The sequence below is a fragment of the Limnobacter sp. genome (assembly GCF_964228395.1).
Taxonomy (GTDB): domain Bacteria; phylum Pseudomonadota; class Gammaproteobacteria; order Burkholderiales; family Burkholderiaceae_B; genus Limnobacter.
In genome coordinates this window covers 18061-43786 of the sequence record NZ_CAXQZX010000055.1, presented here as the reverse complement: position 1 = coordinate 43786, position 25726 = coordinate 18061, and the positions used below count along the sequence as shown (strand labels likewise).

Genomic DNA, 25726 nt, shown 5'->3' with positions numbered 1-25726 from the left:
TCATGAGCTTTAACCCAAAACTCACCCAATGGGACAACAAACGGGTCTGGATTGTGGGGGCCTCCACGGGCATCGGCGAGGCGCTTGCCCGCCAGCTTGACCAACTGGGATGCCGCCAAATGCTATCGGCCCGCAGCGCCGACAAATTGTCAGCCCTGGCCGGCGAATTAAAACAAGCCACAGCCCTGCCCCTGGACATCACCGATGAGCATGCGGTCAACAATGCCTTTGACACTTTGATGGCTGCGTGGGGCGGTCTTGACCTGGTGGTGCTGATGGCAGGCACCTATTCTGAAATGGATGTGGCGCATTTTGATTTGGCCAAGGTGCGCCAGCAGATTGACGTGAACCTCAATGGCACCATGCATGTGCTGGCCAGTGTACTGCCGTGTGTTATTGGGCAAGGGCACGGACACATTTCGATTGTGTCGAGCGTGGCGGGCTACCGGGGGCTGCCCAATTCGCTGGCCTATGGGCCCACCAAAGCGGCACTCATCAACCTGGCCGAAGCCCTGCACATGGAGCTGAAACCCAGCAAGGTGGGGGTGAGCGTGATCAACCCGGGCTTTGTGGACACGCCCTTGACCCGCAAAAACACCTTTCCCATGCCGTTTTTAATCACCGCCGAGCAAGCGGCCAATGAGATTATTGTGGGCCTGGAAAAAGGCGAATTTGAAATTCATTTCCCAAAAGCCTTCACCCGCAGCCTGCGCGCTTTGCGCATTTTGCCTTACAGCCTGTACTTTGCTGCGGTTAAAAAATTCACAGCCGGCCAACTCAAAAAATGAGCATAAACACCCAGCCCACCCTGGCCCCCCTGGATCGGCAAAAACTGTCGGCCCCGGTGCGGGCTCTGATCGACTTTTTTGAGCACATCACCCCCGAAACAGTGGCAGACCTGCCGAAATTCTATGCAGCCGACGCCTATTTCAAAGACCCATTCAACGAAGTGCACCGTGCTGTGGACATTCAACGCATTTTTGGAGAAATGTTTCACCAAGTGGACAAGCCCCGGTTTGTAGTGCACACGGCCTTTGAGCAAGATCAACAGGTGTTTTTGGGCTGGCACTTCCTTTTTGAAATGAAGCGCTTCAAAGTGGGGCAAACCCAGGTGTGCAGGGGGTCTTCACACCTCGTATTGAACCAATCCGGGCAGGTGCAGTCACATCGGGATTACTGGGATGCAGCCGAAGAACTGTACGAAAAAATCCCGGTGCTGGGCGGCTTGATGCGCTGGCTTAAAAAACAGGCTGGTTGAAGTTTTGGCTGGCTTTGGGCGCGTACAAGTGTGCACAAAAGTGGGCAATGTCATTGAAATTTAATGCTGTTGATGACATGTCTTGTTAAAATCACACAAATCATTTTTTCTCAAGGCCAAACGACATGCTGTATCCCGAACTATTCAGATCCTTGGAATCTGTTCGCTGGAACATGGAAAAAGACATCCCCTGGGATCAATTTGATGCCAGTCTCCTGTCCGAAGAACAGGCCCAAACCATCAAAATGAATGCCATCACCGAGTGGTCGGCGCTACCCGCCACCGAGATGTTTTTGCGTGACAACAAGCATGACAGCGATTTTTCGGCTTTCATGTCGATTTGGTTCTTCGAGGAGCAAAAGCACTCGCTGGTCCTGATGGAATACCTGCGTCGCTTCCGACCAGACCTGCTGCCCTCCGAAGAAGAACTGCACGCAGTGCGGTTTGAATTCGACCCAGCTCCCCCGCTTGAAACCCTGATGCTGCACTTCTGCGGCGAGATCCGTTTGAACCACTGGTACCGATGCGCCGCCGATTGGCACACCGAGCCGGTCATCAAGCACATTTACAAAACCATTTCCCACGATGAAGCACGGCATGGTGGCGCCTACCTGCGTTACATGAAAAAAGCCCTGCAAGAGGTGGGCGACAATGCGCGCGCCGCCTTTAGCAAAATTGGTGTGTTAATGGCCTCGGCCCGCCGCACCCAAAAGCCTTTGCACCCCACCAACCTGCATGTGAACAAAGACCTGTTCCCCAACGACACCGTGCAGAGCCGCCTGCCCGACCCCGACTGGCTGGAGCGTTGGCTGGATGGTCAGATCCGCTTCGACGCCGATTGGGAAAAGAAGGTGGTGGACCGCATTTTGCACAACATGAGCCTGTTGTTTGAGCGCACCTTTGAGTCTGTACAAGACCTCAACCGCTACCGCAAAGAAGTGATGGCCCGCTTGGGCACCAGCGATACCCCTGTGGGCAACGCAGCATAAGGCCACCATGACAACAACCGGAAAACCGGCACGCTTTCAGAGCAAGGTGTGCCACCCCAGTGAACTGGCGCAACGCGCCAGCCAACTGCAAGGCCCCGTGGTGTTTACCAACGGGGTTTTTGATTTATTGCACCGCGGGCATGTCACGTACCTGGACCAGGCGGCTCAAGAGGGCGCCAGCCTCATCGTGGCGGTCAACTCAGACGCTTCGGTGAAGCGCCTGGGAAAAGGCCCCGACCGCCCCATCAACACGCAGGAAGACCGCATGCATGTGCTGGCGGCGCTGGAATGTGTGGCTTTGGTCACTTACTTCGAAGAAGACACGCCCTTAAATGCCATATTGGCCGCCAAGCCCCAGGTGTTGGTCAAAGGTGGCGACTGGCCCGTTGAAAAAATGGTGGGGGCCAAGGAAGTACAAGGCTGGGGCGGGCGCGCGGTGTCCATTGCGTTTGAACATGACCGCAGCACCACTGCCACGCTTGAAAAAATCCGCAAACTGTAAGGGGCCAAGGCAGGCCAATCGGCTTGGCCACCGCCTGCGACTTATTGCCCTTGCTTGCTACCCATGCCCCCCGGTGACACGCTGGCCGCAGCAAATTGCTCGGGCAGGCTGGCCACATGCAGGGTTTGGGTGGGGAACGCAATTTCAGCCCCATGCTGGGTGATGATGTCTGCTATTTGAAGCAACACATCCTGCTTAACCTCGTGGAACCTGACCCACACCGTGGTTTTGGTGAAGCAGTACACCATCAGGTCCACGCTGGAAGCCCCAAAGCTGTTCAGGTTGACAATCAGGGTTTGCTGGTTGTCTATTTCCGGGTGCTCTATTAGCATCGCCTTCACCGCTTGGGCAATGGCTTTCACCTGGGCCATGTCGTCATACCGCACCCCCACAGTCTCGCTGATGCGTCGGTGGCTCATGCGCGATGGGTTTTCAAGAGAAATGGTGGTAAAAGTGGCATTGGGCACATACAGCGGGCGCTTGTCAAAGGTGCGGATGCGGGTGAGCCGCCAGCCAATGTGCTCCACCGTGCCTTCGATGTTTTTGTCAGGCGAGCGCACCCAGTCGCCCACCACAAAGGGACGGTCCATGTAAACCGTGAGCCCGCCAAAAAAATTGGCCAGCAAATCTTTGGCGGCAAACCCCACGGCAATGCCGCCCACGCCGCCAAAGGCCAACACGCCCGAAATGCTGAACCCCAGGTTTTGCAGAATCACCAAGGTGGCGGTGATCAAAATGGAAGCACGCAGCAATTTGCCAATGGCGCTGGCCGTGGTGGGGTCCATGGGCTCTTTGTCCCCCCGCCGCACCTGCAAAACCTGCTCAAAATGCTTGGCCAGCGAGAACAAAAACCAGGCCACCAACACAATCGCACCAGCCCGACGCAAGGGGCCCAGGTATTCAAACAAGGCCGTGGGTGCTGCCGCATGCGTGAGCTCTGCCGCCCAGCTTAAACCCAGCAACCAAATGAGGTACTTGATGGGTCGCTTGGCGCTGGCCACCAGGGCATCGTCCCACAGGTTGCTGGAACGACTGGTGAGTGTAGCCACACGGCCCAGGACCACGCCACTGAAGGCGCTCAAGGCCAGGGTGCAAAACACCACCAAAAACACTTGGTACACCCAAAGATCAAAGCCAAGAACGGTTTGTGGCACGCCCAATTGCAGCAGCCACCCTTTGATTGAAGAAAAATCCATACCAATACAAGCCGAGGTTGATCAGAAGGGCCTATTGTAGGCCCTTAAAGCAACATGCCCCAGGCGTTTGGGCTCTGGGGCATGGATTGCGTTTGTGCGCAAAGGCCTTGGGGACCCCCAGCGCACGGGTGAGGGGCTTACTTCACCTTGGCTTGGCCTTTGGCCTCGGCTTTTACTTCGGCCTTGGCACCGCCTTCGGCTTTGCCCTGGGCCTTGCTCTTCAGGTCACCAGCGGCACCCATGGCGCCTTCACCAGCGGCCTTGGCTTGGCCGGTGCGTTGGCCTGCTTCACCTTTGATTTCGGAGTGCAACTGACCTGCTTCGCTGCGCATGGCGTCGCCTTGGCTCTTGGCCCCTTTGACAGCCTCGCCCGATTTGCCACGCACATCGGCAGCGGCGTTACCACCGGCCTTGGCGTCTGCCTTGGCATCGGCTTTGGCGTCCATTTTGGCGTCAGCCTTGGCCTTGCCTTCTGCTTTTGCATCGGCTTTGGCCTTTGCCTTGGCGTCTGCTTCCAGTGAAACGCCGGGCACATTGGCCTGTACGCCCACGCCTGTGTTCACGCCCAGGCCAACAGCCATGGCCGAAGTGCTCAGTGCAATGGCGCCGGTCAAAACGGCAAGTTTCAGTGGTGATTTGATCATGTTTACTCCCTGTCTCTATGTTGTTTGGGAAATTCAGTAACGCTTAGTGGCTGCCCTGGGTTGACTGCTTTTTCCAGAACTCGCTTTTAAGCACGGCTGGGTCGGGCTCTGGCCAGGCCAGGCCCATGCGCTCCAAGGTGCCCACCAATATTTCAGCGGTCAGCATGTTGCGAAACCCTTTGTGATCGGCGGGAATAATCCACCAAGGCGCGTCTTTGGTGCAGGTTTTTTCCAAAACCTGCTCATAGGCGTTGGCGTACAGGCTGAAGTTTTCACCGCAGTGAAGGTCTTTCTCGGTGAGCTTCCAGCGTTTCTCGGGGCTTTCCCAGCGCTCAACCATGCGCTGGTGCTGCTCTTCCCGGGAAATATTCAGAAAAATTTTAAGCACGGTGGTGCCGGTTTCGTTGAGCATTTTCTCAAAGTCATTCACCTGTCGAATTTTTTCTTCGAGATCGGCAGGGGTGAGGTCGCCTTGCACCAATGGCACAATGACGCCGTCATAATGCGAGCGGTTAAAGATCACCGATTGCCCCGTGGCAGGCACCTTGCTGTGCACTCTCCACAAAAAGTCACGAGCGGCTTCTTGTTCGGTGGGCTCTTTGAATGACTCCATGCGCAAAGCCATGGGTGAACCGCACGCATAATGGCCCGCGCTGCGCCATCTTTGCCGGAGGTGTCCATGCCCTGCAAAATGACCAAGAGCTTGTGTTCACCTTGGGCATACAGGCAGGTGAGCAGGCTGTTAAGCCGTTCTGACAGTTGATCCACCCGCTCGTGCATGTCTTCTTTGGAGGGCATGTCACCATAGCGCGTGGGCCATTGGCGCAAACGCACGGCTTTGCCGTTGACCATGCAGGCCTGGCCGAGTATTTCCCACTGGCTTTCGGGAACGAGTGCGTCGGGTAGCACCTTTTCAGAGCGCTTGGTCCCCTTGCGTTTGGAGCTCTTTGATTCTGCTTTGGTCATTGGCTTGAAGCGTTTTCCATTGAGCCAGGTTGGCGCGAATCAAAGGCAGTGCCTTTTGGCATGATTCAAGCCGCACCTGGCCGAAACCTTTCACCTGATTGAACAGGTCCAGTGTGCACATCAAAGCCTTGTTGTGTTGCAACAAGGAAGGGTCATTGTGCAACATAAGGAGCCACGATTCAAACAAAGCCACCAAGGTCTGCTGCATTTTTCTTTCTTCGCTGTTCTTAAATGGGTCAAGCACAGTGCCCCGGATGCCTTTGAGACGGGCCAGCAGGCGCAGCCCGGGCAAGGCCCACGGGCCAACACGCCATTTGCGTGGCCGACCGTTGCCCTCCGGCTGCTTTAACCAGGTGGGGGCAAAATAAAAGTACGGTTTGGCCTGACCATCAAACTGCCCAAGCAGTTCTTTTTGCCAAACGGTGTCGCTCAACAAACGGGCCACCTCGTACTCGTCTTTAAAAGCCAGCAGGCGGTAATAGGCTTTCAACATGGGCTGCCACCACGCGGGCCATTCATCCCCCTTGCTGCCTGCTGCTGCAGCCAAGGTCCGCATTTTTTGTTCGAAGGCCTGTGCATAGGTTTGGTTTTGATATTGAGCCAACTCGGCGCTTAAGCGCTGCAGCAAGGCTGGGTTGCTTTCGTGATCCGTGCGCGCCAAGGCGGCCCCGGCTTGCTCGCCTTGAATCAAGCGCATGGCCTGCTCTGGTGCATGGGCCAGCAGGCGGCCCACATCAAATGCACGCAAATTGGTTTCAATTTGTACGCCATTGAGCTCGATGGCCCGCCGCAAGGCCTGCAAGTGCAAAGGCAATGCACCCGTTTGCCAGGCATACCCGAGCAGCAATGCGTTGGCATACACTGTGTCGCCAAAAGCCAATTGGGCCAAGTGCTGGGCCTGCACCCGGTGCAATTGTTTTGCAGGGTTGTTCAAGGCTTGCTCAATGTCATGATTGACCTGGCCCACGGGCACGTGCCAGGTGGGTTGGTGAATAAAGTCGGCAGTCGGTGGCGAATCGGTGTTGACCACCGCATAGGCGTCGTCCGCCAAAAGCTCCAGAGTTTTGGGGTGGGAAGACACCAACAGATCGCCGCCCAGCATGAGGTCGCCCTCGCCAACGGCAATTTTGCCCGAGGTCAGCGCTTGACCAGCAGGGGCAATTTGCACATGCGAAAACACAGCCCCACCCTTTTGGGCAAGGCCTGCCATGTCCAACACCACGGCTTCCAGGCCCTGCAAATGCGCAGCCATGCCCAACCATGCCCCAATGGTGATCACTCCGGTGCCACCCACGCCATTGATTAACACGGCGTAGCGGCGGTTCAAATGTTCAGGTTCCAGGCGGTAGGCCGGGGGCGGCAATTGCGCCACCTGGTTTTGTAAGGCCCCCCAATCGCTGCGCGGCGTGGGCTTGCGCAGCTCTGCACCCTCCACGGTCACCAGGCTTGGGCACAACCCCGCCAGGCAGCTGTAGTCTTTGTTGCAGGTGGATTGGTTGATGGTTCGCTTGATTCCCCAGGGGGTGGGCAAGGGTTCGATGGACAAACAATTCGATTGTTTGGAGCAATCGCCACACCCTTCACACACGCGCGGGTTGATGAACACCCGCTTGGCGGGGTTGGGGTAAAGCGGCTGCCCGGTGGCAGGGTTGGTGCGCTTTCTGCGGCGACGCTTTTCTGAAGCGCATGTTTGCTCATACACCAGCACGGTGGTGCCCGGCGTGCTGCGCAATGTGCGTTGCACGTCATCGAGCTCATCCCGATGAAACACCTGCACCCCAGGGGCCATGGGGTCATCGGCGCGCACGCTGCGGTGCTGCTCGGGGTTGTCGCTCACAATCACAATGCGAGCCACACCTTCTGCATCCAATTGGCGAGTAAGCTGCGGCACGGTCAATGTGCCATCCAGATGTTGGCCGCCGGTCATGGCCACTGCGTCGTTGTAAAGCAACTTGTAGGTGATGTTGACGCCTGCGGCCACACTGGCCCGTATGGCCAAAATGCCGGAATGGAAATAGGTGCCGTCGCCCAGGTTGGCAAACACATGGGGCGTTTCGGTGAATGGTGCCTGGCCGATCCATGGCACCCCCTCACCGCCCATTTGTGTGTAGGTTTGAGTGTTGCGGTCCATCCACACCGCCATGTAGTGGCACCCAATGCCCGCCATGGCTCGGCTGCCCTCGGGCACACGGGTGGAGGTGTTGTGAGGGCATCCCGAACAAAAATAAGGTTTGCGTTCCACCGGGTCATGCGGAGGGTGGCCCACCGATTCGCGGTGGGCAATTTGAGCCAACCGTTTTTCGATGCCTGCCCGCACATCGGGAGGCAATTCAAAATTCATCAGTCGCTTTGCAATGGCCTTGGTGACCAAGGCTGGGTCTAGCTCATGGTGGCTGGGCAGCAGCCACTGCCCCTGCGGCAGGCTCCATTCCCCGCCCTCGCGGCCATCTTCACTCACCCGCTCATCGTATTTGCCGTACACCTTGGGGCGCACATCAGCTCGCCATGCGTAAAGCTCTTCCTTGATTTGGTATTCCAGCATCTGGCGCTTTTCTTCCACCACCAGAATTTCCCGAAGACCCTGCGCGAATTCTCGAATTCCCACCGCATCCAGCGGCCAGACCATGCCCACTTTGTACACCCGCAACCCGATGCGGGCACAGGCTTCCGACGTTAGACCCAGGTCGTGTAACGCTTGCATGGTGTCTTGGTAAGCCTTGCCACTGGCCACAATGCCCATGCGCGCTTGCGGCGCGTGGACAGTGGTGTGGTTCATGCGGTTGGCCCGCGCAAATGCCAATGCGGCATACAGCTTGAAGTCGAGCAGGCGCGCTTCTTGATCCAAGGGGGTGTCGGGCCAGCGAATGTTCAAGCCCCCCGGTGGCATGTCAAAATCTTGCGGCATCTGAATTTGCACGCGGCGGGCGTCCACCTCCACCACGGCGGAACATTCAATGACATCTGCGATGGTTTTAAAGCCCACCCACACGCCGGCATAGCGGCTCATGGCGTAGCCCAACACGCCGTAATCCAGCACCTCTTGCAGATTGCTGGGGAACACCACCGGCATGAGCGCGGCCTTCATCACATGGTCAGACTGATGGGGCAAGGTGGAGCTTTTGGCGGCGTGATCGTCGCCCGCCACCAACAACACCCCACCATGGGGCGAGGTGCCCGCTGCGTTGGCGTGCTTGAACACATCGAGGCTGCGGTCCACGCCTGGCCCCTTGCCGTACCACATGCCAAACACGCCATCGAACCGAGCCCCCGGGAACAAATTCACCTGTTGGCTGCCCCACACGGCTGTGGCGGCCAAGTCCTCGTTCAAGCCGGGCTGAAAACGCACCCCTGCGGGCTGCAAATGTTTTTTGGCGGCAGCAAAAGCCAAATCCACTCCACCCAAAGGCGAGCCCCGGTAACCCGACACAAACCCTGCGGTGTTCAGCCCGGCCAGTCGATCGCGCTCGGCTTGCAACAGGGTGAGCCGAACCAAAGCCTGCGCCCCATTAAGAAACACTCGCCCGCTGGGCAAGGTGTATTTGTCGTCGAGAGAAACAGAGGCAATCGCTTGTTGCAAAGCGGAGTGCAAGGGGGGGTGACGCGGTGCGTTCATGCGGGACAAACCTCCACAGCGCGCTTGGCGCTGACGTGTTTGGGGCCCGAAGAGCCTTGTGGGCCCGGCGGGGCTAAACATGCTTGGGTTCAGTGTTGCACAGAGCCCCCGCGGCTTCAAGCCCTGGGCGATGCCTCAAATGGACTAGGAGGGGATGTCGCGTATGTTGTCAACGTTGAACATTTCCTCGGGCCGAGGGTAGCTTTTCTTGGTGCGCCGCGCAGGCAATTTTTCGCCCGAGAAGTATTCCACCGCGGTGCGGGCCACTTCTTTGGTGTCCAAGGCCGCATAGGCCGACACAATGGCGGCCCCTGCCAAAGGCACAATGCGCGAGGCTGTGCGCTGCGCCACGCGCTTGAAAATGGCTTGCCCCACTTGCTTGGTCACACGCACCGCCACATCGCGCCCACCGCTGCGGGTGGCTGTGTCGATCCAATCCAGCAAGGAGCGCTGCACAGGCGCATGCTCCAGCGGTATGGCACGTTCGTATTCGCGCACGGCTGTGCCTGCCACGTGGTTAAACAAACAATGCATGAGGTCTTCCTGGGTCACAGGCCCTTTGTGCCCAAAGGCTGTGGCGATGTCGACCACCATTTGCGCCTGGATTCGCCACACCAACACCAAGTCGGGCAGCACCGTGAGCATGCCCAAAGGCCCCACCGGCAAAGCCAAGCCCCCAGACACGGCTGCCGCCTTGGCGCATGCTTTTTGGGTGATTTCCTTGGAACGCTCGTAGGGTCGCTTGGCGCGGCCTGGTTCATTCGTTTGGGGTACCCCCCCAGTGACCACGCCCATCACGGTGTGCAATGGTCCTAGAATGGCTTTGGGTAGACCGTTTTTTTGCATGAATCGATGACCAAAAGCAAATTGTGTCGAAGTGAGGAATGAACAAGTTACAGACTTGGTTTACTATCGTAACTCACATGGTGCAATCACATCGGGTTAACCTTCCGCATGGCTTTGCACAACATAGAGTCAAAGTTCCAAAAAGGGGGCGGTTTAATGTCCCTAATTGTTGCTTTGCTCCATTTGAGGCACCCCTATTATGGGGGTATTCGATCATTCGTTCGATGTTTTAAACAGGAGTGAACCATGAGCAAGGTAGCAAAAATGCAGTTGGCAAAATTTCGCAAACAGGAAGGCGCTTCCTTAATTGAATACGCCGTGATCGCCGCGTTGGTGGTGGCCTTGGCTGTTGCTGGCTTTGCAACGCTGGGCGATGGCCTGGGCACCGCCTTCGACAACATTGTGAACGCGCTGACTGGCGCTGGCGGCTAATGCCAATCGGCCATGCGTGCTGCTAAGCCCAGCCAATTTTTGCAAAACCGCACCAGGCAGCGTGGCGCCCAGTTGATTGAACTGGCGCTGATGCTGCCCGTGGTGCTGACCGTTATTTTTGCAATTGTGGGCTACAGCATGTTGTTCATGGTGCAGCACAGCCTGAGTTCGGCGGTGTCGCAGGCGGCTCGGTCTGTGGCAGTGGCTGGCAGCGATGCCAACCCGGAATCGGCTGCGCGGCAATTGCTCCAAGACGCCCTGCCCGCCGCCATGTATCCGGCGGGTTTTTCTTTTGAAACCGAGCAACTGGCCGGTGCTGCAGACTGCGGCAATGCACTGGGCACTGGGACCAACCCATCGTTGACCTGTTTGGAGTTTCGTGGATTTTTTAGCCCGTCCGAGAACAACTTTTTGGCCAATATCCCGTTTTCCAGCACATTTTTTCCATCCCAGTTGAGCGCCAGCGCCGTGGTGCTCTACCAAAACACAACAGCACTTTAAACAAATCCGGGAGCCCGTCGCACCATGTCAGGAAAAACAAAAATACTTGCGCTGCTTCTGCTTGGTTTGGGTCTGATCTTCATGGTCATGGCCTTTTTGTCGGGCCAGAACGTGCGCGAAGGCACCGAGCAAATCAAAACTGAATTGGAGCGCTTCCCCGTGGTGGTGAGTGCCACCGAAATACAGTTTGGCAAGCCAGTGACCCCAGACATGGTCAAAGTTGAAAAATTTGCCATCTCGCCAGCCGGTGCATTCAAAGACGTTAACGACGTGGTGGGCAAAAAGCCCCTGTTCAACATTGGCAAGGGCCTGCCGGTAACTTCGCAATATTTTGAGAGCGGTGCAGTGGCCGCCGAGGTGCGAGAAGGGTATCGCGCTTTTGCTTTGCGCCTGGACGAAAACAACGTGGCCACCGGCAAGATCAAAGCTGGCGATTACGTGGATGTGTTTTCGATTTTCAGGGCCAACACCAAGGAAGTGGAGGAAACCATTTCCCGTCTGATTTTGCCCCGTTTGCGGGTGTTGTCTGTGGGCTCCCAACTGGTGAACGCGCCCGAAAGTGTCAACGCCGAGGAAAAAGACCAGAATAACCGCCAAGTGCGGCAACGCGCCATGATGGTGGAAGTGCCCACCGCCGACATCAACACCCTGGCAATTGCCCAATCGCAAGGCGAACTGTTTGTGGTGCTTCGCAGCCCGGACGATGAAGAAGTGCCCAATGTGGCGCTTTATCCCAAGGCTGACACCGTGATCAAGCCCGTGCCGGTAAAAACCGAGGGGGGCAAAACACCCAACCCGCCACCCCCGCCGCCAGAGCTCAGCGACAGCGACAAAGCCTATGCAGGCACCTCGCTGGGTAACACCGTGTTGCCGGGCAGCGCCAACACCAAAGACAACAAAAAACCACCCCAAACCGCACAACGCCGCGCTGAAGAGGCGCCACCCACGGTGGAAGTGATTCGCGGCGGTGAAATTTCTCGGGAAAAAGCGCGATGAACACCAAAACCAAAACAATAAACCGCCACACCCTGGGACTGGCTTTGGCCTTGGTGGGAAGTGCTTGGCTGGGCTTGCCAGCCCTGGCGCAAAACACCCCGGAACCAGAGGCCGCCAAACCCGCTGCATCCAGCAGCCCTGCGCCCTTTGTGCTTACTGTGAGCACTGGATTTCAAAAAATTGTGAGCTTGCCCGCCGTGCCTGCACGGGTTTCCATTGGCGACCCCAGCATTGCGTCCATCACCGTGCTTAACCCCACGGCGAGCGGTGGACGCGGCGCCGGTGTGCTGGTGACGGGTCTTAAAACCGGCTCCACCTCCCTGTTGATTTGGGACCGCGGTGCCAGCAAAGCCCGCGTGATCACGGTGGCCGTCACCGGCAAGGCCGCAGAGACCATTTCGACCCTGAAAGACCTGAACCTTGAAACCGAAGGGCAGGTGCTCAAACTTTCAGGCTCGACCCCCAACATCGGCACCTACCAACAGGCCCGTGAAAGCCTGACCCGAACCAAAGAAGGCACCGCACCGGCTGAGCTGATCGACCAGGCCACCATTCAAACATCGGGCACCGTGCAAGTGGATGTGAAGGTGGTTGAATTCACTCGCAGTGAGCTGCAACGCTTGGGCATCAACATCACCGGGCAAGTGGGTGGTGGCGGGTTTACCTATTCGATTGCAGGGCCAGCCTCCAGCAGTTCATCGAGCGTGTCTAATGCATTTTCCCTGGCCTTCAATGGCGCAGGGTGTGTGGGCGGTGCGGTCGTGGGTGCGTTGAATGGCACCAACATCGGACCAGCCACCTGTGATTTGGTGTCGGGTTTGAATATTTTGCAGTCTGATGGTTACGCCAAGGTGTTGGCCGAGCCTTCACTGATTGCTCAGTCTGGGCAAGACGCTTCTTTCCTGGCGGGTGGCGAAATCCCCATCCCCGTGCCCTCAGGCAACGGCACCATCGGCATTGAATATAAAAAGTTCGGTATCGGCTTGGCCTTCACCCCCACCATTTTGTCGAACAAAACCATCGCCTTGAAAGTATCCCCAGAGGTGAGCGACCTCGACTTTTCCCGAGGCACGTCCATCCAGGGCATCCTTGTGCCCGCCATCCTGACTCGGCGTGCCACCACCACGGTTGAACTGGGCGAGAACCAAAGCTTTGTCATCGGTGGCCTGATCAGCCGAAACATCATTGCCAATGCCAACAAAGTGCCTTGGCTGGGCGACATTCCCATTCTTGGCGCGTTTTTCAAGAGCAACTCGTATAGCCGCGAAGACAAAGAACTCTTGATTGTGGTCACCCCTCGATTTGTGAAACCCCGCGATGCCGCGGCACCGGCCATGGCCTTGCCCGGCGAAAATGTTGGCATGCGCCCGCGCAGCGTGTGGGGGCAACTCTTCCTGCCGTCTAAAAACGAGCCTGTGCCAGGCTTCACAAGCAAATAAAGGGGAATGTGATGCAAGCAAGCATGCCCCGAATACTGTTCATCAGCGGGTCAGACGCCAATTGGCTTTGGCTGTCAGATGCGCTGGGCGATCGTTTCATGCTGGTGCGTGAATCGGGCTCGTTCAGCGAAATCACCAAACGCGTGGGTCTGGTGTCGCCAAGCCTCGCCGTGGTGGACTACTCGCCTCAAGTGGGCCTGGACCCCAGCCTGGTGGTTAAAGAGCTGCGCGAACTGGCCCCCGACTTGCCTGTGGTGGCCTTGGGCTCCAAAACCTCGACAGAGTCGGTGGTCAATGCCCTGCGCTCGGGCGTACGCGACTTTCTGGGCTTGGACAGCAGCGCGGGCGAAGCGGTCAAAATTTTGTCGGCCGTGCTCGAAAAAGCGCCTCAAACCCAACAAGAAAGCAAAGGCTATGTGATGGTGGTGTTGGGTGGTCGGCAAGGTGTGGGTTCCACCACGCTGGCCGTGAACCTGGCCGCCCAACTGGCGCGTCGTGGCGACGGCGAAACCCTGCTGCTTGATTTTGGTTTGCCGCTTGGTGATGGCCTGATCCACCTGCCCGCAGAAGACAAACAAGGCGCCATGGACTTTGTGGAATGCGTGCGTAACCTTAAACGCTTTGACGCCACGCTGGCCAAAACAGCATTTCGCAAAAACGTTCAAACGGGCGTGGCCATTTTGTCACTGCCCAGAAACCTGGCCGACCTGCGCGACATTTCCGCCTCAGATGCATTGAAGTTTTTGAACCTCATCAAGTCGTTTTTCCAGAACATCGTGATCGACCTGTGCGGCTTCTCAAACCTTGAATTTGTGGCCAGCCTGCTGCGCAGCGCAGACAGCACCTTGGTGTTGACGCCGCAATCGGTGCCCGGCGTGGTCACCACTGCGGAGTTAATCAAAAGCCTGAACGACAAAGGCATTGCCTCGCGCACCTTTGAATTGGTGATTGCCCCCCACCAAAAAGAAGTGGCCTTGGACGCCGACTCCATTGCCCGCAAGCTGGGCATCGAAAAAGTACACACCCTGCCGGACCGGCGCACCACATTGATCAATGCGGTCAACGGCGGGCAGGTGGTGTCACTCACAGACAGCAAAGACCCCTACACCAAGGCCGTGAGTGCGCTGCTCGACAAGCGCATCTCTCACCTCAAAGGGGGTGACGGTACAGAGGGAATCGCATCGACATTGAAGAAGTGGTTCAAGAAATGAGCGAGATTATTTTTGGACAGGAAAGCCCTGCCCCGCGCCCAGACTCCGATCAGCCCGCCTCGGCCCCAACAGCTCACAGCGCGGAGCACACGGAGCCCGTGCAATTTGCGGCGGCTGCAGCCAGCGACATCGATTCTGCAGTGCTCAACGATGTGAAAGACATGGCGCATGAGCACATCCTGGCCATCATCGAGAAAAAAGGCGCCACCTTTGCAAAAATGGACAACAAAGCCCTGGAGAAATTTATTCAGGGTGAAGTGCAAAGCTTGATTTACGGCAAACAAATTCCTTTGAACGACAACGAGGTGGTGCATGTGGCCAACTCGCTGTTTAAAGAAATTGCCGGCTTTGGTCCACTTGAGGATCTGCTCGCCGAACCCACCGTTGAAGACATCATGATCAACGGCTACAAAGACGTGTATGTGTCCAAGATGGGGCGCATGGAACGGGTGAGCACCCGCTTTGCCGACAACGCCCACCTGCTGCGCATCGTGCGGCGTATTTTGGCCCCACTGGGCCGGCGCCTGGATGAGTCCAGCCCCATGGTGGATGCTCGCCTGCCCGATGGAAGCCGCATCAACGTGATCATCTCCCCGCTGGCCCGAGATGGCGTGGTGGTGTCCATCCGTAAATTTAGAAGCACCCCGCTGCGGGCAGAGGACCTGATGGGCCTGGGCACTTTTGATGCACGGCTATACGACCTGATGCGCGAAGCTGTTCGCAAGCGCTGCAACCTGGTGGTCAGTGGTGCCACATCCACAGGTAAAACCTCCATGCTGAACGTGCTGGCCGAATTTATTCCACCGGGCGAGCGCATCATTACCATTGAAGACACCGCCGAACTGCAACTGAACCACCACCATGTGGTGCGGCTGGAAAGCCGCCCGGGTGGGCACGAAGGCGCGGGGGCCATTTCCATTCGCGACCTGGTCAAAAACAGCCTGCGCATGCGCCCTGACCGAGTGGTGGTGGGTGAAGTGCGCGGCGCAGAGGTGCTGGACATGTTGCAAGCCATGAGCACCGGTCACGATGGGTCCATGGGCACCATCCACGCCTCCACACCACGCGATTGCCTGCACCGCCTGGAAATGCTGTCAGGCTTTGCTGGTTTCACCGGCAACGAAATGAGCCTGCGCAGGCAAATCGCATCGGCCCTGGACCTGATTGTGCAAATTGTGCGACTGCCCTCGGGCAAGCGCCGCATCCACAGCATCACAGAGGTGGCGGGCATCGTGGACGACAATATTTTGCTGCAAGACCTGTATCGACACGAAAGCCGGCTTGGACCCGACGGGCAAGAACTGGACAACTGGTTGCCCGTGGTGCCGTACCCCAAAAACCCGAAAATCTCCCACATACGCCTCACATGACCTTCGGACTCATCGCCGCTGCGCTGGTGTTTATTTCTCTGGCTGTTTTGCTGCTGGGCAAAAGCTCGGAGGATGAACTGCGCAAGCGCGCCGAAAGCCGCCTGGACAGTGCCCTCAGCCAGGCCCGCGACCCGCTGGCCCTGGAAAAAGACCCTCTGCGCAAAAAATATATACCCCAATGGATCACCGACAGCTTGATTTCTGCCGGCCTGGTGATTGATCGCACCTTGGGGCTACGAATTGGCCTCATATTATTGGTGCCCACGCTGGCGGGCCTGGTGTTTCGTGGTCTCGCCAGTGCCATCGGAGCTCTCATGCTTGCGCTATTGGGCGTGGGCGCCTACGTGCTATACAAGCAGCGCAAACGACGATTGCAAATGCTCAGCCAATTGCCGAATTTTTTGGACGGTGTGGTCCGCGTAAGCGCCGTGGGTTACAGCCTCACGGTGTCGTTCAACACCGCACTGGAAAACGCTGAGCAGCCCCTGAAAGAGGCGCTGGGCCTGGCCGTACAAATGCAATACGCTGGCCTGGAACTCGACCAAGCCATGCACCGCTTGGCCCGCGTGTACGGCCTGACAGAATTCAAATTGATCGCATCGGTGGTGGCTCTGGCCCTGAACTATGGTGGCAAAAGCGATATTTTGCTGGGCCGCCTGGCACAGTACCTGCGCGATCGCGAGCAACACCATCAAGAGATGCTGGCCATGTCATCCGAGGCGCGGATGTCGGCTGTGTTTATGTGCTGCCTGACACCCGCGCTGGCAGGCATCATCCTCACGCTCAACCCTGCCTATTTGGGCACCATGTGGAATGACGACACCGGGCGCATGCTTCTCTTGCTGGCCGCCTTGTTGCAAGTGGCAGGTGCCGCCATCATTTACCGCATGGTCAAGAGCATTTAAGGGGCCCACGCATGCCAAAAGACCAATTGCTGCTCATGGGAATTTTTCTGCTCGGGCTGGGTTTTGTAGGCCTGGCCTGGAGCCTGTACAGGCAAGCCACCCGCAAAGAAAAAGCCTTGGCGCGCATTGAGGAATTCATCGACAAACGCCGGCGGGTGCAAAGCACACTGGCCGCGCGCAACCAGGTGCCCACCGCCGTGTTGAGCGGGCGCATCGATCGAATCGGGCACCAGTTTTCACAAACCAAAGCCTTCGGTTACTTCATTGAAGATGAAGATCGAAAGCTGCTTGGTCGAGCTGGCTTCGGTCGTGACGAAGATCTTAACCGCTATGTGCTGTTGCGCATCACCCTGCTCATCGTGGGGGTGGCGCTGGGCATCTACCTGAACTGGAGCAGCGGGTTTGGGCCCATTCAGATGATTCAAATCATCGCAGTGGCTGGCATTGGCTTCATGGGTCCAAAGTGGTTACTCAAAGCCATTGGCGAAAGCCGTGAAGCGGCCTTCGAGCGCGAACTGGTGGCCATTGTGGACGTAATGCGCCTGCTGCAAGGCGTGGGTTTGAGCGTGGACCAGTCCATTGAAATCATGTCCACCCAACTTCGTGACCTGGTGCCCATCACGGGCCGCATGCTGCACCGCCAACGCGCTCAGGTGAAGTCTGGAGTGCCCTGGAATGAAATCCTGAAAAAAATCAGCACCGTGTATTCCAGCGATGAATTCAAATCTTTTGTGCAAGTGATCGGACAAATTGAAAAATACGGCGGGGCGGTGCAAGAACCCCTCAAGCAGTTTTCTGACCGACTCATTGAAAAAGAAAGAGCCAATGCCAAAGAAACCATGGGCAAGCTGACTGTTAAACTGACTGGCGTGATGGTGATTACCATGCTGCCAGCCCTGCTCATCATGACCGGCGGGCCGGGTATCATCTCCATCATTCGCGCATTTGAACGAGTTGGAGGATAAGGCAGTGAAGGACACCCGCAGCACCCCACCCACACCACACCGGGCAAACCGGGCATCGCGCCTGGTCGCCCTGCTGCTGCCTTTGGTGCTGGCCGCGTGTGCAGCACCAACCAGGCAATCAGGCCCCGCAGCCCAAACTGCGCCCGAGCCCGCCCGGCCAACAGCCAATGTGGATTTGGTGTCGCCCTCGCAACAAGCCATGATCGAGGCCCAGCGCCAGGAAGACCTGCGCGAAGACGAAGAGCTCAAACGCGGACGTGCCGAGCGTGAGCGCGCCATTCATCTCAAGCTGGTGCAAACCATGCTGCAGCAAGACAACGCCTACGCGGCCCTGGCCCACCTGGATGCCTACGACCAAAAATGGGGTGCCAACCGCGAAAGCCGCCAACTGCGCGCCGATGCGCTTCGCAAAACCAGTCAGTTGGACCAGGCCGAACTGGTCTACAAAAGCCTGCTCAGTGGCACCGAACAATCGCGCCTTGGGCCGGTTTGGTACGGCTTGGGCAAAGTGGCCATTGAACGGGGCGACCTTAAAACCGCGGCCACGCGGCTTGAAAAATCGGTACAAGCCGATCCATTGAACATCACCGCATACTCAGACCTTGGTTTGGTGTACTTGCTGGAGGGTCAAAAAGAACCGGCCTACAGCACGCTGATGAAAGCCAACCAATTGTCAAACAACGACCCCAATGTGCTGGCCAACCTGGCCTTGTGGGGCTTGGTGTTTGAAGACCCAAACATGGCCCTGGACATTGCCGACCGCCTGCAATGGTCCGACAGCACGCGCAACCGCGTGATGTCTCAAGCCAACACGATCAAAAGGCGCATGTCACCGCAAGGAAACTGATCATGGTCACTCGGCTACACCCCATCACTGTTGCGCGCACCGCGGCACTCACTGCGGTCCTCACCACAGGGCTGGCATTTGGCCTGCCCAGCGTGGCACAGGCTCAAACCTCAAATACGCAAGGTCATGAAGGCACCACCGATGCCCAAACCGGCGCCAGCACGCGCGCCTGGCTGAAAGAGCAGGCCGAAGGGCAAAACCGCGGTGAAACCGAGCCCTACCGTGCCGAATCTGCGGGCAAAGCCTACCGCGCTTACGTCGACTCCATCGGCTCGAAAAACCAGGCCCCCGTCAGCTCACAGTTGTCGACCATCAACACCAAGTAACGTTGTGCTGGCCGTACTGCTTCGACTGCTGTCTTTTTTCACGGGCCAACCCCTGGCCTCGCCCAAGCAATTGGCTCAACTGCAAAGCGAGCTTGGCATGCAACAAGCCAAAACCGCTGCCCTGGAGGAGCTTAACGGCAAGTTGCGGGCCGAGCTAAAAACCCAGCAACAACAGAATGAGCAGCAGCAAATGGCCCTGCGCCTCACACTGGAAGGGCGAATCAGCGCCAGGCAACAGGAAATGAGCACCCTTCGGGAAGCCTATGAGCAACTGGCCCGCAGTGTCGACCTGGAAACCCAACGGCAAATCCGCGAAAACAACGCCCTGCTGAACCAACTCAATTGGCTGTCTGGCACCATCGCCCACGATTTTCGAGCACCCCTGCGAGCCATCGACGCTTATTCCTTCTTTTTGGCAGACGACCTGGGCGCCAACGCACCACCCGAGGCAGAAAAATCCCTGGAGGAAATTCGCCGCAACGGCAAACGCATGGGCGTGCTGTTGGATGCGCTCATTGAATATCTTCGTTTGGGTGTTTGCCCGCTGAACCTGCAAACGCATTCATTGCAAAACATCCTGGAGCAGGTCGTCGATGAGCATTTTGACTTCAGCCCCGTGCCCATTGAGATCCAGGTGAGTGGGCAATTCAAGTTCGATAAAGCGCTGGTGATGCGCCTGTTCAAAGAACTCATCGACAATGCCGTGAAGTTTGCCAAGCCTGTTGAGCAGCCCCGTGTACAAATTCGCATGGCCAGCCCCAACACCCTGGAAATCATCGACAACGGGGTTGGATTTTCGCAGGCGCATGACGCCCAAAAGTTCAGGCTGTTCCACCGCATGCACGGCAACGACGAGTTTGAGGGCGAAGGCATTGGCCTGGCCATGGCCGAGCGCATCGCCACACGCCACCACTGGACATTACAATTGGCCCGGGTGGGCAATCAAACCGTGGCCAGCCTGGAATTAGAGACCGACAGCTAAACCACTTTGGCCAACAGATCCAGCAAGGCGGGCAATTTGCCCAAGCCCCGTCGGGGCAAGGCATTGCGAATTTTAAACTCGTCTTGTGACGAATCCACCAAAGCGGCCCCACCACCGGGCTGCGGCAAATTTTTAAACACCAACACCACCGGGGTAATGGCGGTTTCACCCCGAATCAAACTGCAGCCGATCTGGTTGCCCACCAGTTGAACCAGGCTGCCCGCCGGGTAAATGCCCAATTGCTCCAGCACCACTGCAGTAAAGCCACTGGTCAACGGGTCAGCGTGGGCAAACAGGTCTTTTACTGCCTGCTCAGCCGTGAAATTATTGCGGTAATCCCGCTGCGCCATGCGCGCATTAAACGAATCACACACCCCCAGCAACACGGCCCCAGGGTTGGTGTTGCGCACCTGGCTGGGGTAACCGCTGCCGTCGGGCAGCTCATGATGCATGCGCACGGTGTCTATCCAACGCTCGTCTTTCACACCCAACAGCGTTAGCTTATTGGCGCTTTGCTCGGGGTGCTTGCGAATGGTCTCGCGTTGCTCACGGGTCAGGGGTTCTTTTTGGTCGCGCAAACGGGCTTGCAAGGTCAACATGCTGAGGTTCATGGTAAGCGCTGCCTTCAGGTACGAGCGCAACTCTGCCCCCTCAAACTGCGCACTGCACTGGCCCGCCCGCACCAAGGTGAGAGCCACCAGCAAATGGTGCATCACCGGGTAATCGTCTGCCGTGTGCCAGGCCAGGTAAGCGTAAGCCAGGTCGAAGTGATGCGTGGCAATGTGTTCAATTCGGTTTGCCAGCTCATCAATGGCTGGCAAAAACGTGTCAGGGTCTTCATCCAGCAAAGCCTTGGACAACACGGCATGGGCGCAGGCCAGCTCCTCAAAGAGGTCTTTGGCCTGCAAGTACAGCAAAGTGGATTGGCTTAACTCCAACTCCAGTGCAATCAGGCCATCGGCCCCCAGTCGCTGGCCTGGCCGAAGTTGCTTGCCAGAGCTGAAGTACAACTGCTCCGGCAAAATGGACTTTCGATGGATCAGGGGCGCAATCGATGCCCCGTTTGAAATATTGATCAGCATGCAGGGTCTCCCGGTGAACCCCTGCTTCTACGGCCAGCCTTGGTCATGGGTGGATCGCCCAAGCGGTGGAGCACGGTTTGGGGATCTGGCAAACTGGCCAAAAAAAAGGGGCTTATTCGCCCGCTGCCGCGCAGCGCAAAAATGAGAAATTAACGCTTAACGAAGCCCGATCGAAAGCCCCACTGCGAGCCAGCCATTATGCAAACCATCGAATTGCGCGCCACAGCCCCGTTTGAGCAATTTCAGTCTGACGTGGTGGAGTTGCAGTCCCTGAACTGCAAACAGGACAAAGCGGTGAACTTGGATGAGGCCTTGGCCACCGTGGTGCAAGCCATTCGCCAAAGCAAACTGCCTGGCGGCATGGACGCCTTGGGCACCTTGTTGGCCTACATGGAAACGCTGGAAAAAACCCAGCACGTGGGCACCAGCAAAAACGACAACTGGATTACCTTGTCCAGCCCCGTCACCATGACCGTCTAAGCCTTCTGGCATTGCGACGGGCCAAGTACAGCACCAGCCCCAACAACACAAAGCCAATTCCGCTCCACATGGGCAGGGACAAGCCCAACAAAGGCGGGTACTCTGCCGTGCACAAACCATCGGCCACAAACATGTCGGGCCAATAAGCCACCCAGGGCAGTTCATTCAAACGGGTTTGAAGTGGGTCCACTCCACAGGTTTGCATGGGGTTGGACAACACCCACACATGATAAGCCGCGGTGCCCAAGCCACCCAACACGGCCAATACAACCGCACCCATCAAACCCTTGGCAAGCCAAGAGCGTGGCCCCACCAGCAATAGACCCAAAAATCCGATTGCAGCCACCAGGTATGCATAGCGCTGAACAATGCACAGCGGGCAGGGGAACCAGTTCAGCACAATCTGCAAATAAAGCGCAGCCGCCAAGGCCCCAAGGCACACGGCCAAGCCCACACCCGCCCATTGTTTTGGTGACACCGAATACAACATGGAAATCGATTAAGCCTGAGAATTGACCCATGCAGCGGTGTCTTCAAACACAGCCCGCATGGATTGAACATAGGTCATGGTGGATTCGCCCAAGGGATTGTGCTCCATGCACAAAAAAGCAAACCGGAGGCGTTTGAAACCGATGGTGCCCGCAGCACCCGCGCTGCGATGGGCCATGGACTTGAAGGCTTTTTCTTCCATGCCCAGGGGGTTGAGCGCGGCATCAAACCACAACTCGCGCGTTTCTTCAAAAAACTCCTGGGCAAACTCCTGCAGCATTTCCGAACCCAGCTCAGACTGAAGCCGACCCCATTGGTCTTCATCAATGAGTGGTTGGTCTAACAGGGCACTTTGAGTGTACATGGCAATGACCCCTTGGTTATTTATTGACTCTTGTGGATCAAGGATACCCTGTGATTCATCAAAGGGACACCTCAAAACGCCTATACTGGGGGGATTCGTATTGATTTTTTTAGCAACCGAAGTCATAAGCAGATTCATGAGCAACATTCTTGAGCAACTCAAGGCGGTCACCACGGTGGTGGCCGACACAGGCGACTTTCAGGCCATGGCTTCCTTTTTGCCGCAAGACGCCACCACCAACCCCTCGCTGATTCTTAAGGCTGTGCAAAAACCGCAGTACGAGCCCTTGATGAACAAAATCAAGGTGGCCTACGGCAGCGAACCCCTGGCATTACAAACCGACCGCTTGTTGGTGGCCTTTGGATGTAAAATTCTAGAAATCATCCCGGGGCGAGTGTCCACCGAGGTGGATGCGCGGCTGTCTTTTGACACACAAGCCACCATCGAGCGGGCCAAGCGAATTGTCAGCCTGTACAAGGCCGAAGGCATCAACCCCGAAAAACAACTCTTGATCAAAATCGCCTCGACATGGGAAGGCATTGAAGCCGCCCGCCAGTTGGAGCAAGAGGGCATACACTGCAACCTCACCCTGCTGTTCTCGCCCATTCAGGCACATGCCTGTGCCAAGGCAGGTGTTCAGCTTATTTCGCCTTTTGTGGGCCGAATTTACGACTGGTATAAAAAGGCGGCTGGCGCGCAATGGAATGAGGCGGCGCAGGCTGGCGTAAACGACCCCGGCGTACAGTCTGTGCGGCGCATTTACGCTTATTACAAGCAAAACAATATACCCACCGAGGTGATGGGAGCGAGTTTCCGCAATGCCGGTCAAATTAAGGCATTGGCTGGCTGCGATTTGCTGACCATTAGCCCCGAATTGCTGGCAGAACTGCGTGCTGACGATGGCCAACTGCCCGTTGACCTGAACCCCGCATGGGCCTTGCAGCAGCCTCGCGAGAGTTTCCCAGATGGCGAGGCGGCATTCAGGTTTGAATTAAACGCAGACGCCATGGCCACCGAAAAACTGGCCGAAGGCATTCGCGCGTTTGTCAAAGATTCCATCACACTGGACGGGCTGCTTCAGGCTTAAACAGCCCCCTGCTCCCGCAGCTTTGCAATGGCCTCTGGGCCATAACCCAGAGCGGCCAACACCTCATCGGTGTGTTGGCCCAGGCCAGGGCCAAGCCAGCGGGTTTGCCCCGGGGTGTTGCTCAACTTGGGCACAATGCCCGGCACCTTCAATGTGCCCCCGCCAAAAGCGTGCTCTTCAATCATATGGCGGGCGGCAAACTGCGGATCGCGCACAATGTCTTCGATGCTGTAAATTTTGCTGGCTGGCACATCGGCGGCCTGCAACACGGCCAATGCCTCGTCAATCGAGCGTTGCGCGCACCAGTCGGCGATGGTGTTGTCGATTAATTCGGTGTGGCGCACGCGGCCATCGTTGGTGGCCATGTCAGGGTTGTTGGCAAAATCGCTTCTGCCGATGGCCTGCATCAGCCGTTTAAAGATGGCATCGCCGTTGCCGCCAATCACAATGTAGCCGCCGCACTGGCATGTGTAGGTGTTGGAGGGAACAATGCCCGGCAGGCTTGCCCCGCTTCGTTTGCGCACCACGCCGGCAAAATCGTACTCGGGCAACAGGCTTTCCATCATGTTGAACACCGATTCATACAAGGCCACATCCACCACCTGGCCCTGCCCGGTGGTGTTGCGGTGTTGAAGGGCCATGAGGGCACCGATCACCGCATGCAAACCTGCCAAAGAATCTCCAATCGAAATGCCCACCCGCACCGGGGGCCTGTCCACATCGCCACTTAAAAAACGCATGCCGCCGATGGATTCAGCAATCGCACCAAACCCGGGACGATCTTTGTAAGGCCCGCTTTGGCCGTAGCCGCTTAGGCGCACCGCAATCAGGCCGGGGTTCAAGGCCAACAGTTCATCGGGGCCCAAGCCCCATTTCTCGAGCTGCCCCGGGCGGAAATTCTCGACCAAAATATCGGTGCTGGCCAACAAATCCCTCAGCACCTTCAAGCCTTGCTCGTGCTTCAGGTTCAAGGTAATGGATTTCTTGTTGCGCGCCTGCACAGCCCACCACAGGGAGTTGCCTTCGTGCAGCACACGCCATTTTCGGATGGGGTCGCCGGTGCCCGGGGTTTCCACCTTGATGACCTCTGCGCCAAATTCGCCCAACATGCGACTGGCAAATGGCCCGGCAATCAGGGTGCCCAGTTCCAATACGCGCAAGCCCGCCAAAGGCCCCGCAGTGGGGGCAGTTGTACTCTTGGGTGATGTGTGTTCACTGGCCATGGTGAATAAAGCCTGGGGTTTAGAAGTCGTTGTTGCCCAATTGACGGCGGTCCAGCAATGCGCGGGCCACCGTGCTGGGGTCGGTGTATTCCAGTTCGCCCCCCAACGGCACGCCACGGGCGAGCCGACTCACCTTCAAGCCCAGGCGACGTATGCGGTCAGTTAAAAACACCGCCGTGGCCTCGCCCTCGTTGGTGAAATTGGTCGCCAAAATGACTTCGCTCACCGACTCATCGCCAAGGCGCTCGCTGAGCTTGGGCCAATCCAGCGACTCGGGGTGAACACCATCCAAAGGGGAGGCACGCCCCATCAACACGTAGTAATAGCCACGGTAGGTTTGAGTGTTCTCAATGGCGGCGAGGTCGGCGGGGGTTTCGACCACGCACAGCAAGCCCGGATTGCGGCGGGTGTCGCTACAAATGGAACACACCTGGCTGTGGCAAAAATTGTTGCAGCGGGCACAGTGCTGAATTTCTGCCACGGCCTTGAGCAAGGATTGCCCCAATGCAGTAGCCGCCTGGCGGTCGTTTTGCAGCAAATGGAACGCCAGCCGCTGGGCCGATTTGGGCCCCACGCCGGGCAGGCGTTTGAAAGCCTGCACCAAATCCACCAGGGGATCCAGACCTTCAAAGGCGTCGGGCACAGAGCGGGTCATAAGACTGAGAAAGTTCAGAATGGCATTTTAAAACCGGGGGGCATGGGGAAGCCCGCGGTCACAGAGGCCATTTTTTCTTGCATCAGGTTTTCGGCTTTGCGCACGGCGTCGTTAAACGCGGCGGCAACCAGGTCTTCCAGCATGTCTTTGTCATCGTCCAGCAAGCTGGGGTCGATGGTGACGCGCTTGACGTCGTGTTTGCAGGTCATCAGCACCTTGACCATGCCACCGCCAGATTGCCCTTCCACTTCCAGGGCGGCGATTTCGGCCTGCATTTTGGCCATTTTTTCCTGCATTTGCTGGGCCTGTTTCATCAGGCCGGCCAATTGGCCTTTCATCATGTTCATGGGGATATTCC

The 25726-nt window shown here is 57.3% G+C and carries 27 protein-coding genes and 1 pseudogene; 17 read left to right on the top strand and 11 right to left on the bottom strand.

All coding sequences use genetic code 11. The annotated features are described in order from the left end of the window. Positions 1 to 2 precede the first annotated feature (2 nt). The 4 genes from ACEQU8_RS04425 (at position 3) to rfaE2 (ending at position 2749) form a co-directional block, all read left to right on the top strand. A complete protein-coding gene (locus tag ACEQU8_RS04425) occupies positions 3 to 788 on the top strand; it encodes an SDR family NAD(P)-dependent oxidoreductase (protein ID WP_370261780.1) in 786 nt (261 codons plus the stop codon). Beyond that, positions 785 to 1258: a nuclear transport factor 2 family protein gene (locus ACEQU8_RS04420; RefSeq protein ID WP_370261778.1), complete on the top strand. Its 474-nt coding sequence runs from the start codon at positions 785 to 787 to the stop codon at positions 1256 to 1258. The genes ACEQU8_RS04425 and ACEQU8_RS04420 overlap by 4 nt, the downstream gene beginning before the upstream one ends. Before the next feature lie 125 nt (positions 1259 to 1383). Then, positions 1384 to 2247, top strand: coding sequence for a ferritin-like domain-containing protein (locus ACEQU8_RS04415; protein WP_370261777.1), 864 nt, complete (start codon positions 1384 to 1386; stop codon positions 2245 to 2247). A gap of 7 nt (positions 2248 to 2254) precedes the next feature. Beyond that, positions 2255 to 2749 carry a D-glycero-beta-D-manno-heptose 1-phosphate adenylyltransferase gene (gene rfaE2 / locus ACEQU8_RS04410; protein ID WP_370261776.1) on the top strand — a complete coding sequence of 165 codons (495 nt, stop codon included), beginning with the start codon at positions 2255 to 2257 and terminating at the stop codon, positions 2747 to 2749. Positions 2750 to 2790: 41 nt separating this feature from the next. Here rfaE2 and ACEQU8_RS04405 read toward each other — a convergent pair whose 3' ends face one another. From ACEQU8_RS04405 to ACEQU8_RS04385, 5 genes and pseudogenes are all read right to left on the bottom strand, one after another. Next, entirely contained in the window at positions 2791 to 3945 is a 1155-nt protein-coding gene (locus ACEQU8_RS04405; protein ID WP_370261774.1) for a mechanosensitive ion channel family protein, read from the bottom strand. 137 nt (positions 3946 to 4082) lie between these two features. Beyond that, positions 4083 to 4589, bottom strand: a complete 507-nt coding sequence (locus ACEQU8_RS04400) for a hypothetical protein (RefSeq protein WP_370261773.1) — start codon at positions 4587 to 4589, stop codon at positions 4083 to 4085. A 43-nt stretch (positions 4590 to 4632) separates the two neighbouring features. Then, positions 4633 to 5369, bottom strand: a pseudogene (locus tag ACEQU8_RS04395) (PPK2 family polyphosphate kinase). A 133-nt stretch (positions 5370 to 5502) separates the two neighbouring features. Continuing rightward, complete coding sequence (locus ACEQU8_RS04390) at positions 5503 to 9168, bottom strand: indolepyruvate ferredoxin oxidoreductase family protein (protein ID WP_370261772.1); 3666 nt, start codon at positions 9166 to 9168, stop codon at positions 5503 to 5505. A 144-nt stretch (positions 9169 to 9312) separates the two neighbouring features. After that, positions 9313 to 10014 carry an EcsC family protein gene (locus tag ACEQU8_RS04385; protein ID WP_370261771.1) on the bottom strand — a complete coding sequence of 234 codons (702 nt, stop codon included), beginning with the start codon at positions 10012 to 10014 and terminating at the stop codon, positions 9313 to 9315. A 246-nt stretch (positions 10015 to 10260) separates the two neighbouring features. Between ACEQU8_RS04385 and ACEQU8_RS04380 the strand changes: the two genes are divergently transcribed. Genes ACEQU8_RS04380 through ACEQU8_RS04330 form a run of 11 tightly spaced genes read left to right on the top strand, consistent with a single transcriptional unit; the run spans position 10261 to position 19988 of the window. After that, positions 10261 to 10446, top strand: coding sequence for a Flp family type IVb pilin (locus ACEQU8_RS04380; protein ID WP_370261769.1), 186 nt, complete (start codon positions 10261 to 10263; stop codon positions 10444 to 10446). Positions 10447 to 10458: 12 nt separating this feature from the next. Continuing rightward, positions 10459 to 10947 carry a TadE/TadG family type IV pilus assembly protein gene (locus ACEQU8_RS04375; RefSeq protein WP_370261768.1) on the top strand — a complete coding sequence of 163 codons (489 nt, stop codon included), beginning with the start codon at positions 10459 to 10461 and terminating at the stop codon, positions 10945 to 10947. A 24-nt stretch (positions 10948 to 10971) separates the two neighbouring features. Next, on the top strand, positions 10972 to 11943 hold the full coding sequence (gene cpaB / locus ACEQU8_RS04370; RefSeq protein ID WP_370261767.1) for a Flp pilus assembly protein CpaB: 972 nt from the start codon (positions 10972 to 10974) through the stop codon (positions 11941 to 11943). Continuing rightward, complete coding sequence (locus ACEQU8_RS04365; RefSeq protein ID WP_370261765.1) at positions 11940 to 13382, top strand: type II and III secretion system protein family protein; 1443 nt, start codon at positions 11940 to 11942, stop codon at positions 13380 to 13382. The genes cpaB and ACEQU8_RS04365 overlap by 4 nt, the downstream gene beginning before the upstream one ends. 23 nt (positions 13383 to 13405) lie before the next feature. Continuing rightward, positions 13406 to 14593, top strand: a complete 1188-nt coding sequence (locus tag ACEQU8_RS04360) for a CpaE family protein (RefSeq protein WP_370261764.1) — start codon at positions 13406 to 13408, stop codon at positions 14591 to 14593. Further along, positions 14590 to 15963, top strand: coding sequence for a CpaF family protein (locus ACEQU8_RS04355; protein WP_370261763.1), 1374 nt, complete (start codon positions 14590 to 14592; stop codon positions 15961 to 15963). Before ACEQU8_RS04360 ends, ACEQU8_RS04355 begins: the two co-directional genes overlap by 4 nt. After that, entirely contained in the window at positions 15960 to 16868 is a 909-nt protein-coding gene (locus tag ACEQU8_RS04350) for a type II secretion system F family protein (protein ID WP_370261762.1), read from the top strand. Before ACEQU8_RS04355 ends, ACEQU8_RS04350 begins: the two co-directional genes overlap by 4 nt. 11 nt (positions 16869 to 16879) lie before the next feature. Continuing rightward, positions 16880 to 17833, top strand: a complete 954-nt coding sequence (locus ACEQU8_RS04345) for a type II secretion system F family protein (protein WP_370261759.1) — start codon at positions 16880 to 16882, stop codon at positions 17831 to 17833. A gap of 4 nt (positions 17834 to 17837) precedes the next feature. Further along, complete coding sequence (locus tag ACEQU8_RS04340) at positions 17838 to 18680, top strand: tetratricopeptide repeat protein (RefSeq protein ID WP_370261757.1); 843 nt, start codon at positions 17838 to 17840, stop codon at positions 18678 to 18680. Between the two features lie 2 nt (positions 18681 to 18682). Then, complete coding sequence (locus ACEQU8_RS04335) at positions 18683 to 19006, top strand: hypothetical protein (protein ID WP_370261754.1); 324 nt, start codon at positions 18683 to 18685, stop codon at positions 19004 to 19006. A 4-nt stretch (positions 19007 to 19010) separates the two neighbouring features. Continuing rightward, entirely contained in the window at positions 19011 to 19988 is a 978-nt protein-coding gene (locus tag ACEQU8_RS04330) for an ATP-binding protein (protein ID WP_370261752.1), read from the top strand. Here the strand turns inward: ACEQU8_RS04330 and ACEQU8_RS04325 are convergent. After that, positions 19985 to 21070: an HD-GYP domain-containing protein gene (locus tag ACEQU8_RS04325; protein WP_370261750.1), complete on the bottom strand. Its 1086-nt coding sequence runs from the start codon at positions 21068 to 21070 to the stop codon at positions 19985 to 19987. The two genes, ACEQU8_RS04330 and ACEQU8_RS04325, sit on opposite strands and share 4 nt — an antisense overlap. Before the next feature lie 198 nt (positions 21071 to 21268). Between ACEQU8_RS04325 and ACEQU8_RS04320 the strand changes: the two genes are divergently transcribed. Continuing rightward, entirely contained in the window at positions 21269 to 21550 is a 282-nt protein-coding gene (locus ACEQU8_RS04320) for a hypothetical protein (RefSeq protein ID WP_370261748.1), read from the top strand. Here ACEQU8_RS04320 and ACEQU8_RS04315 read toward each other — a convergent pair. Together ACEQU8_RS04315 and ACEQU8_RS04310 are read right to left on the bottom strand one after the other, a co-directional pair. Beyond that, a complete protein-coding gene (locus tag ACEQU8_RS04315) occupies positions 21534 to 22040 on the bottom strand; it encodes a disulfide bond formation protein B (RefSeq protein WP_370261746.1) in 507 nt (168 codons plus the stop codon). The genes ACEQU8_RS04320 and ACEQU8_RS04315 overlap by 17 nt on opposite strands. 9 nt (positions 22041 to 22049) lie before the next feature. Beyond that, positions 22050 to 22403, bottom strand: coding sequence for a hypothetical protein (locus ACEQU8_RS04310; protein WP_370261744.1), 354 nt, complete (start codon positions 22401 to 22403; stop codon positions 22050 to 22052). Positions 22404 to 22539: 136 nt separating this feature from the next. Here ACEQU8_RS04310 and tal point away from each other — a divergent pair, with 136 nt between their 5' ends. After that, the gene (gene tal / locus ACEQU8_RS04305) at positions 22540 to 23490 is read left to right on the top strand and encodes a transaldolase (RefSeq protein ID WP_370261743.1); all 951 of its coding nucleotides are present in this window, start codon (positions 22540 to 22542) and stop codon (positions 23488 to 23490) included. Here tal and ACEQU8_RS04300 read toward each other — a convergent pair. The 3 genes from ACEQU8_RS04300 to ACEQU8_RS04290 are packed head-to-tail and all read right to left on the bottom strand — an operon-like array spanning position 23487 to position 25709. After that, positions 23487 to 24713 carry a CaiB/BaiF CoA transferase family protein gene (locus ACEQU8_RS04300; RefSeq protein ID WP_370261741.1) on the bottom strand — a complete coding sequence of 409 codons (1227 nt, stop codon included), beginning with the start codon at positions 24711 to 24713 and terminating at the stop codon, positions 23487 to 23489. The genes tal and ACEQU8_RS04300 overlap by 4 nt on opposite strands. Positions 24714 to 24732: 19 nt before the next feature. Beyond that, positions 24733 to 25368: a recombination mediator RecR gene (recR, locus tag ACEQU8_RS04295; RefSeq protein ID WP_370261740.1), complete on the bottom strand. Its 636-nt coding sequence runs from the start codon at positions 25366 to 25368 to the stop codon at positions 24733 to 24735. Positions 25369 to 25382: 14 nt separating this feature from the next. Continuing rightward, entirely contained in the window at positions 25383 to 25709 is a 327-nt protein-coding gene (locus ACEQU8_RS04290) for a YbaB/EbfC family nucleoid-associated protein (protein WP_370261851.1), read from the bottom strand. Positions 25710 to 25726 lie beyond the last annotated feature (17 nt).

Bases quoted from the DNA above. Each gene is read 5' to 3' on its own strand.
- ACEQU8_RS04425 (WP_370261780.1), top strand. From the start codon at position 3: ATGAGCTTTAACCCAAAACTCACCCAATGGGACAACAAACGGGTCTGG.
- ACEQU8_RS04420 (WP_370261778.1), top strand. From the start codon at position 785: ATGAGCATAAACACCCAGCCCACCCTGGCCCCCCTGGATCGGCAAAAA.
- ACEQU8_RS04415 (WP_370261777.1), top strand. From the start codon at position 1,384: ATGCTGTATCCCGAACTATTCAGATCCTTGGAATCTGTTCGCTGGAAC.
- rfaE2 (WP_370261776.1), top strand. From the start codon at position 2,255: ATGACAACAACCGGAAAACCGGCACGCTTTCAGAGCAAGGTGTGCCAC.
- ACEQU8_RS04405 (WP_370261774.1), bottom strand. From the start codon at position 3,945: ATGGATTTTTCTTCAATCAAAGGGTGGCTGCTGCAATTGGGCGTGCCA.
- ACEQU8_RS04400 (WP_370261773.1), bottom strand. From the start codon at position 4,589: ATGATCAAATCACCACTGAAACTTGCCGTTTTGACCGGCGCCATTGCA.
- ACEQU8_RS04390 (WP_370261772.1), bottom strand. From the start codon at position 9,168: ATGAACGCACCGCGTCACCCCCCCTTGCACTCCGCTTTGCAACAAGCG.
- ACEQU8_RS04385 (WP_370261771.1), bottom strand. From the start codon at position 10,014: ATGCAAAAAAACGGTCTACCCAAAGCCATTCTAGGACCATTGCACACC.
- ACEQU8_RS04380 (WP_370261769.1), top strand. From the start codon at position 10,261: ATGAGCAAGGTAGCAAAAATGCAGTTGGCAAAATTTCGCAAACAGGAA.
- ACEQU8_RS04375 (WP_370261768.1), top strand. From the start codon at position 10,459: ATGCGTGCTGCTAAGCCCAGCCAATTTTTGCAAAACCGCACCAGGCAG.
- cpaB (WP_370261767.1), top strand. From the start codon at position 10,972: ATGTCAGGAAAAACAAAAATACTTGCGCTGCTTCTGCTTGGTTTGGGT.
- ACEQU8_RS04365 (WP_370261765.1), top strand. From the start codon at position 11,940: ATGAACACCAAAACCAAAACAATAAACCGCCACACCCTGGGACTGGCT.
- ACEQU8_RS04360 (WP_370261764.1), top strand. From the start codon at position 13,406: ATGCCCCGAATACTGTTCATCAGCGGGTCAGACGCCAATTGGCTTTGG.
- ACEQU8_RS04355 (WP_370261763.1), top strand. From the start codon at position 14,590: ATGAGCGAGATTATTTTTGGACAGGAAAGCCCTGCCCCGCGCCCAGAC.
- ACEQU8_RS04350 (WP_370261762.1), top strand. From the start codon at position 15,960: ATGACCTTCGGACTCATCGCCGCTGCGCTGGTGTTTATTTCTCTGGCT.
- ACEQU8_RS04345 (WP_370261759.1), top strand. From the start codon at position 16,880: ATGCCAAAAGACCAATTGCTGCTCATGGGAATTTTTCTGCTCGGGCTG.
- ACEQU8_RS04335 (WP_370261754.1), top strand. From the start codon at position 18,683: ATGGTCACTCGGCTACACCCCATCACTGTTGCGCGCACCGCGGCACTC.
- ACEQU8_RS04325 (WP_370261750.1), bottom strand. From the start codon at position 21,070: ATGCTGATCAATATTTCAAACGGGGCATCGATTGCGCCCCTGATCCAT.
- ACEQU8_RS04320 (WP_370261748.1), top strand. From the start codon at position 21,269: ATGCAAACCATCGAATTGCGCGCCACAGCCCCGTTTGAGCAATTTCAG.
- ACEQU8_RS04315 (WP_370261746.1), bottom strand. From the start codon at position 22,040: ATGTTGTATTCGGTGTCACCAAAACAATGGGCGGGTGTGGGCTTGGCC.
- ACEQU8_RS04310 (WP_370261744.1), bottom strand. From the start codon at position 22,403: ATGTACACTCAAAGTGCCCTGTTAGACCAACCACTCATTGATGAAGAC.
- tal (WP_370261743.1), top strand. From the start codon at position 22,540: ATGAGCAACATTCTTGAGCAACTCAAGGCGGTCACCACGGTGGTGGCC.
- ACEQU8_RS04300 (WP_370261741.1), bottom strand. From the start codon at position 24,713: ATGGCCAGTGAACACACATCACCCAAGAGTACAACTGCCCCCACTGCG.
- recR (WP_370261740.1), bottom strand. From the start codon at position 25,368: ATGACCCGCTCTGTGCCCGACGCCTTTGAAGGTCTGGATCCCCTGGTG.
- ACEQU8_RS04290 (WP_370261851.1), bottom strand. From the start codon at position 25,709: ATGATGAAAGGCCAATTGGCCGGCCTGATGAAACAGGCCCAGCAAATG.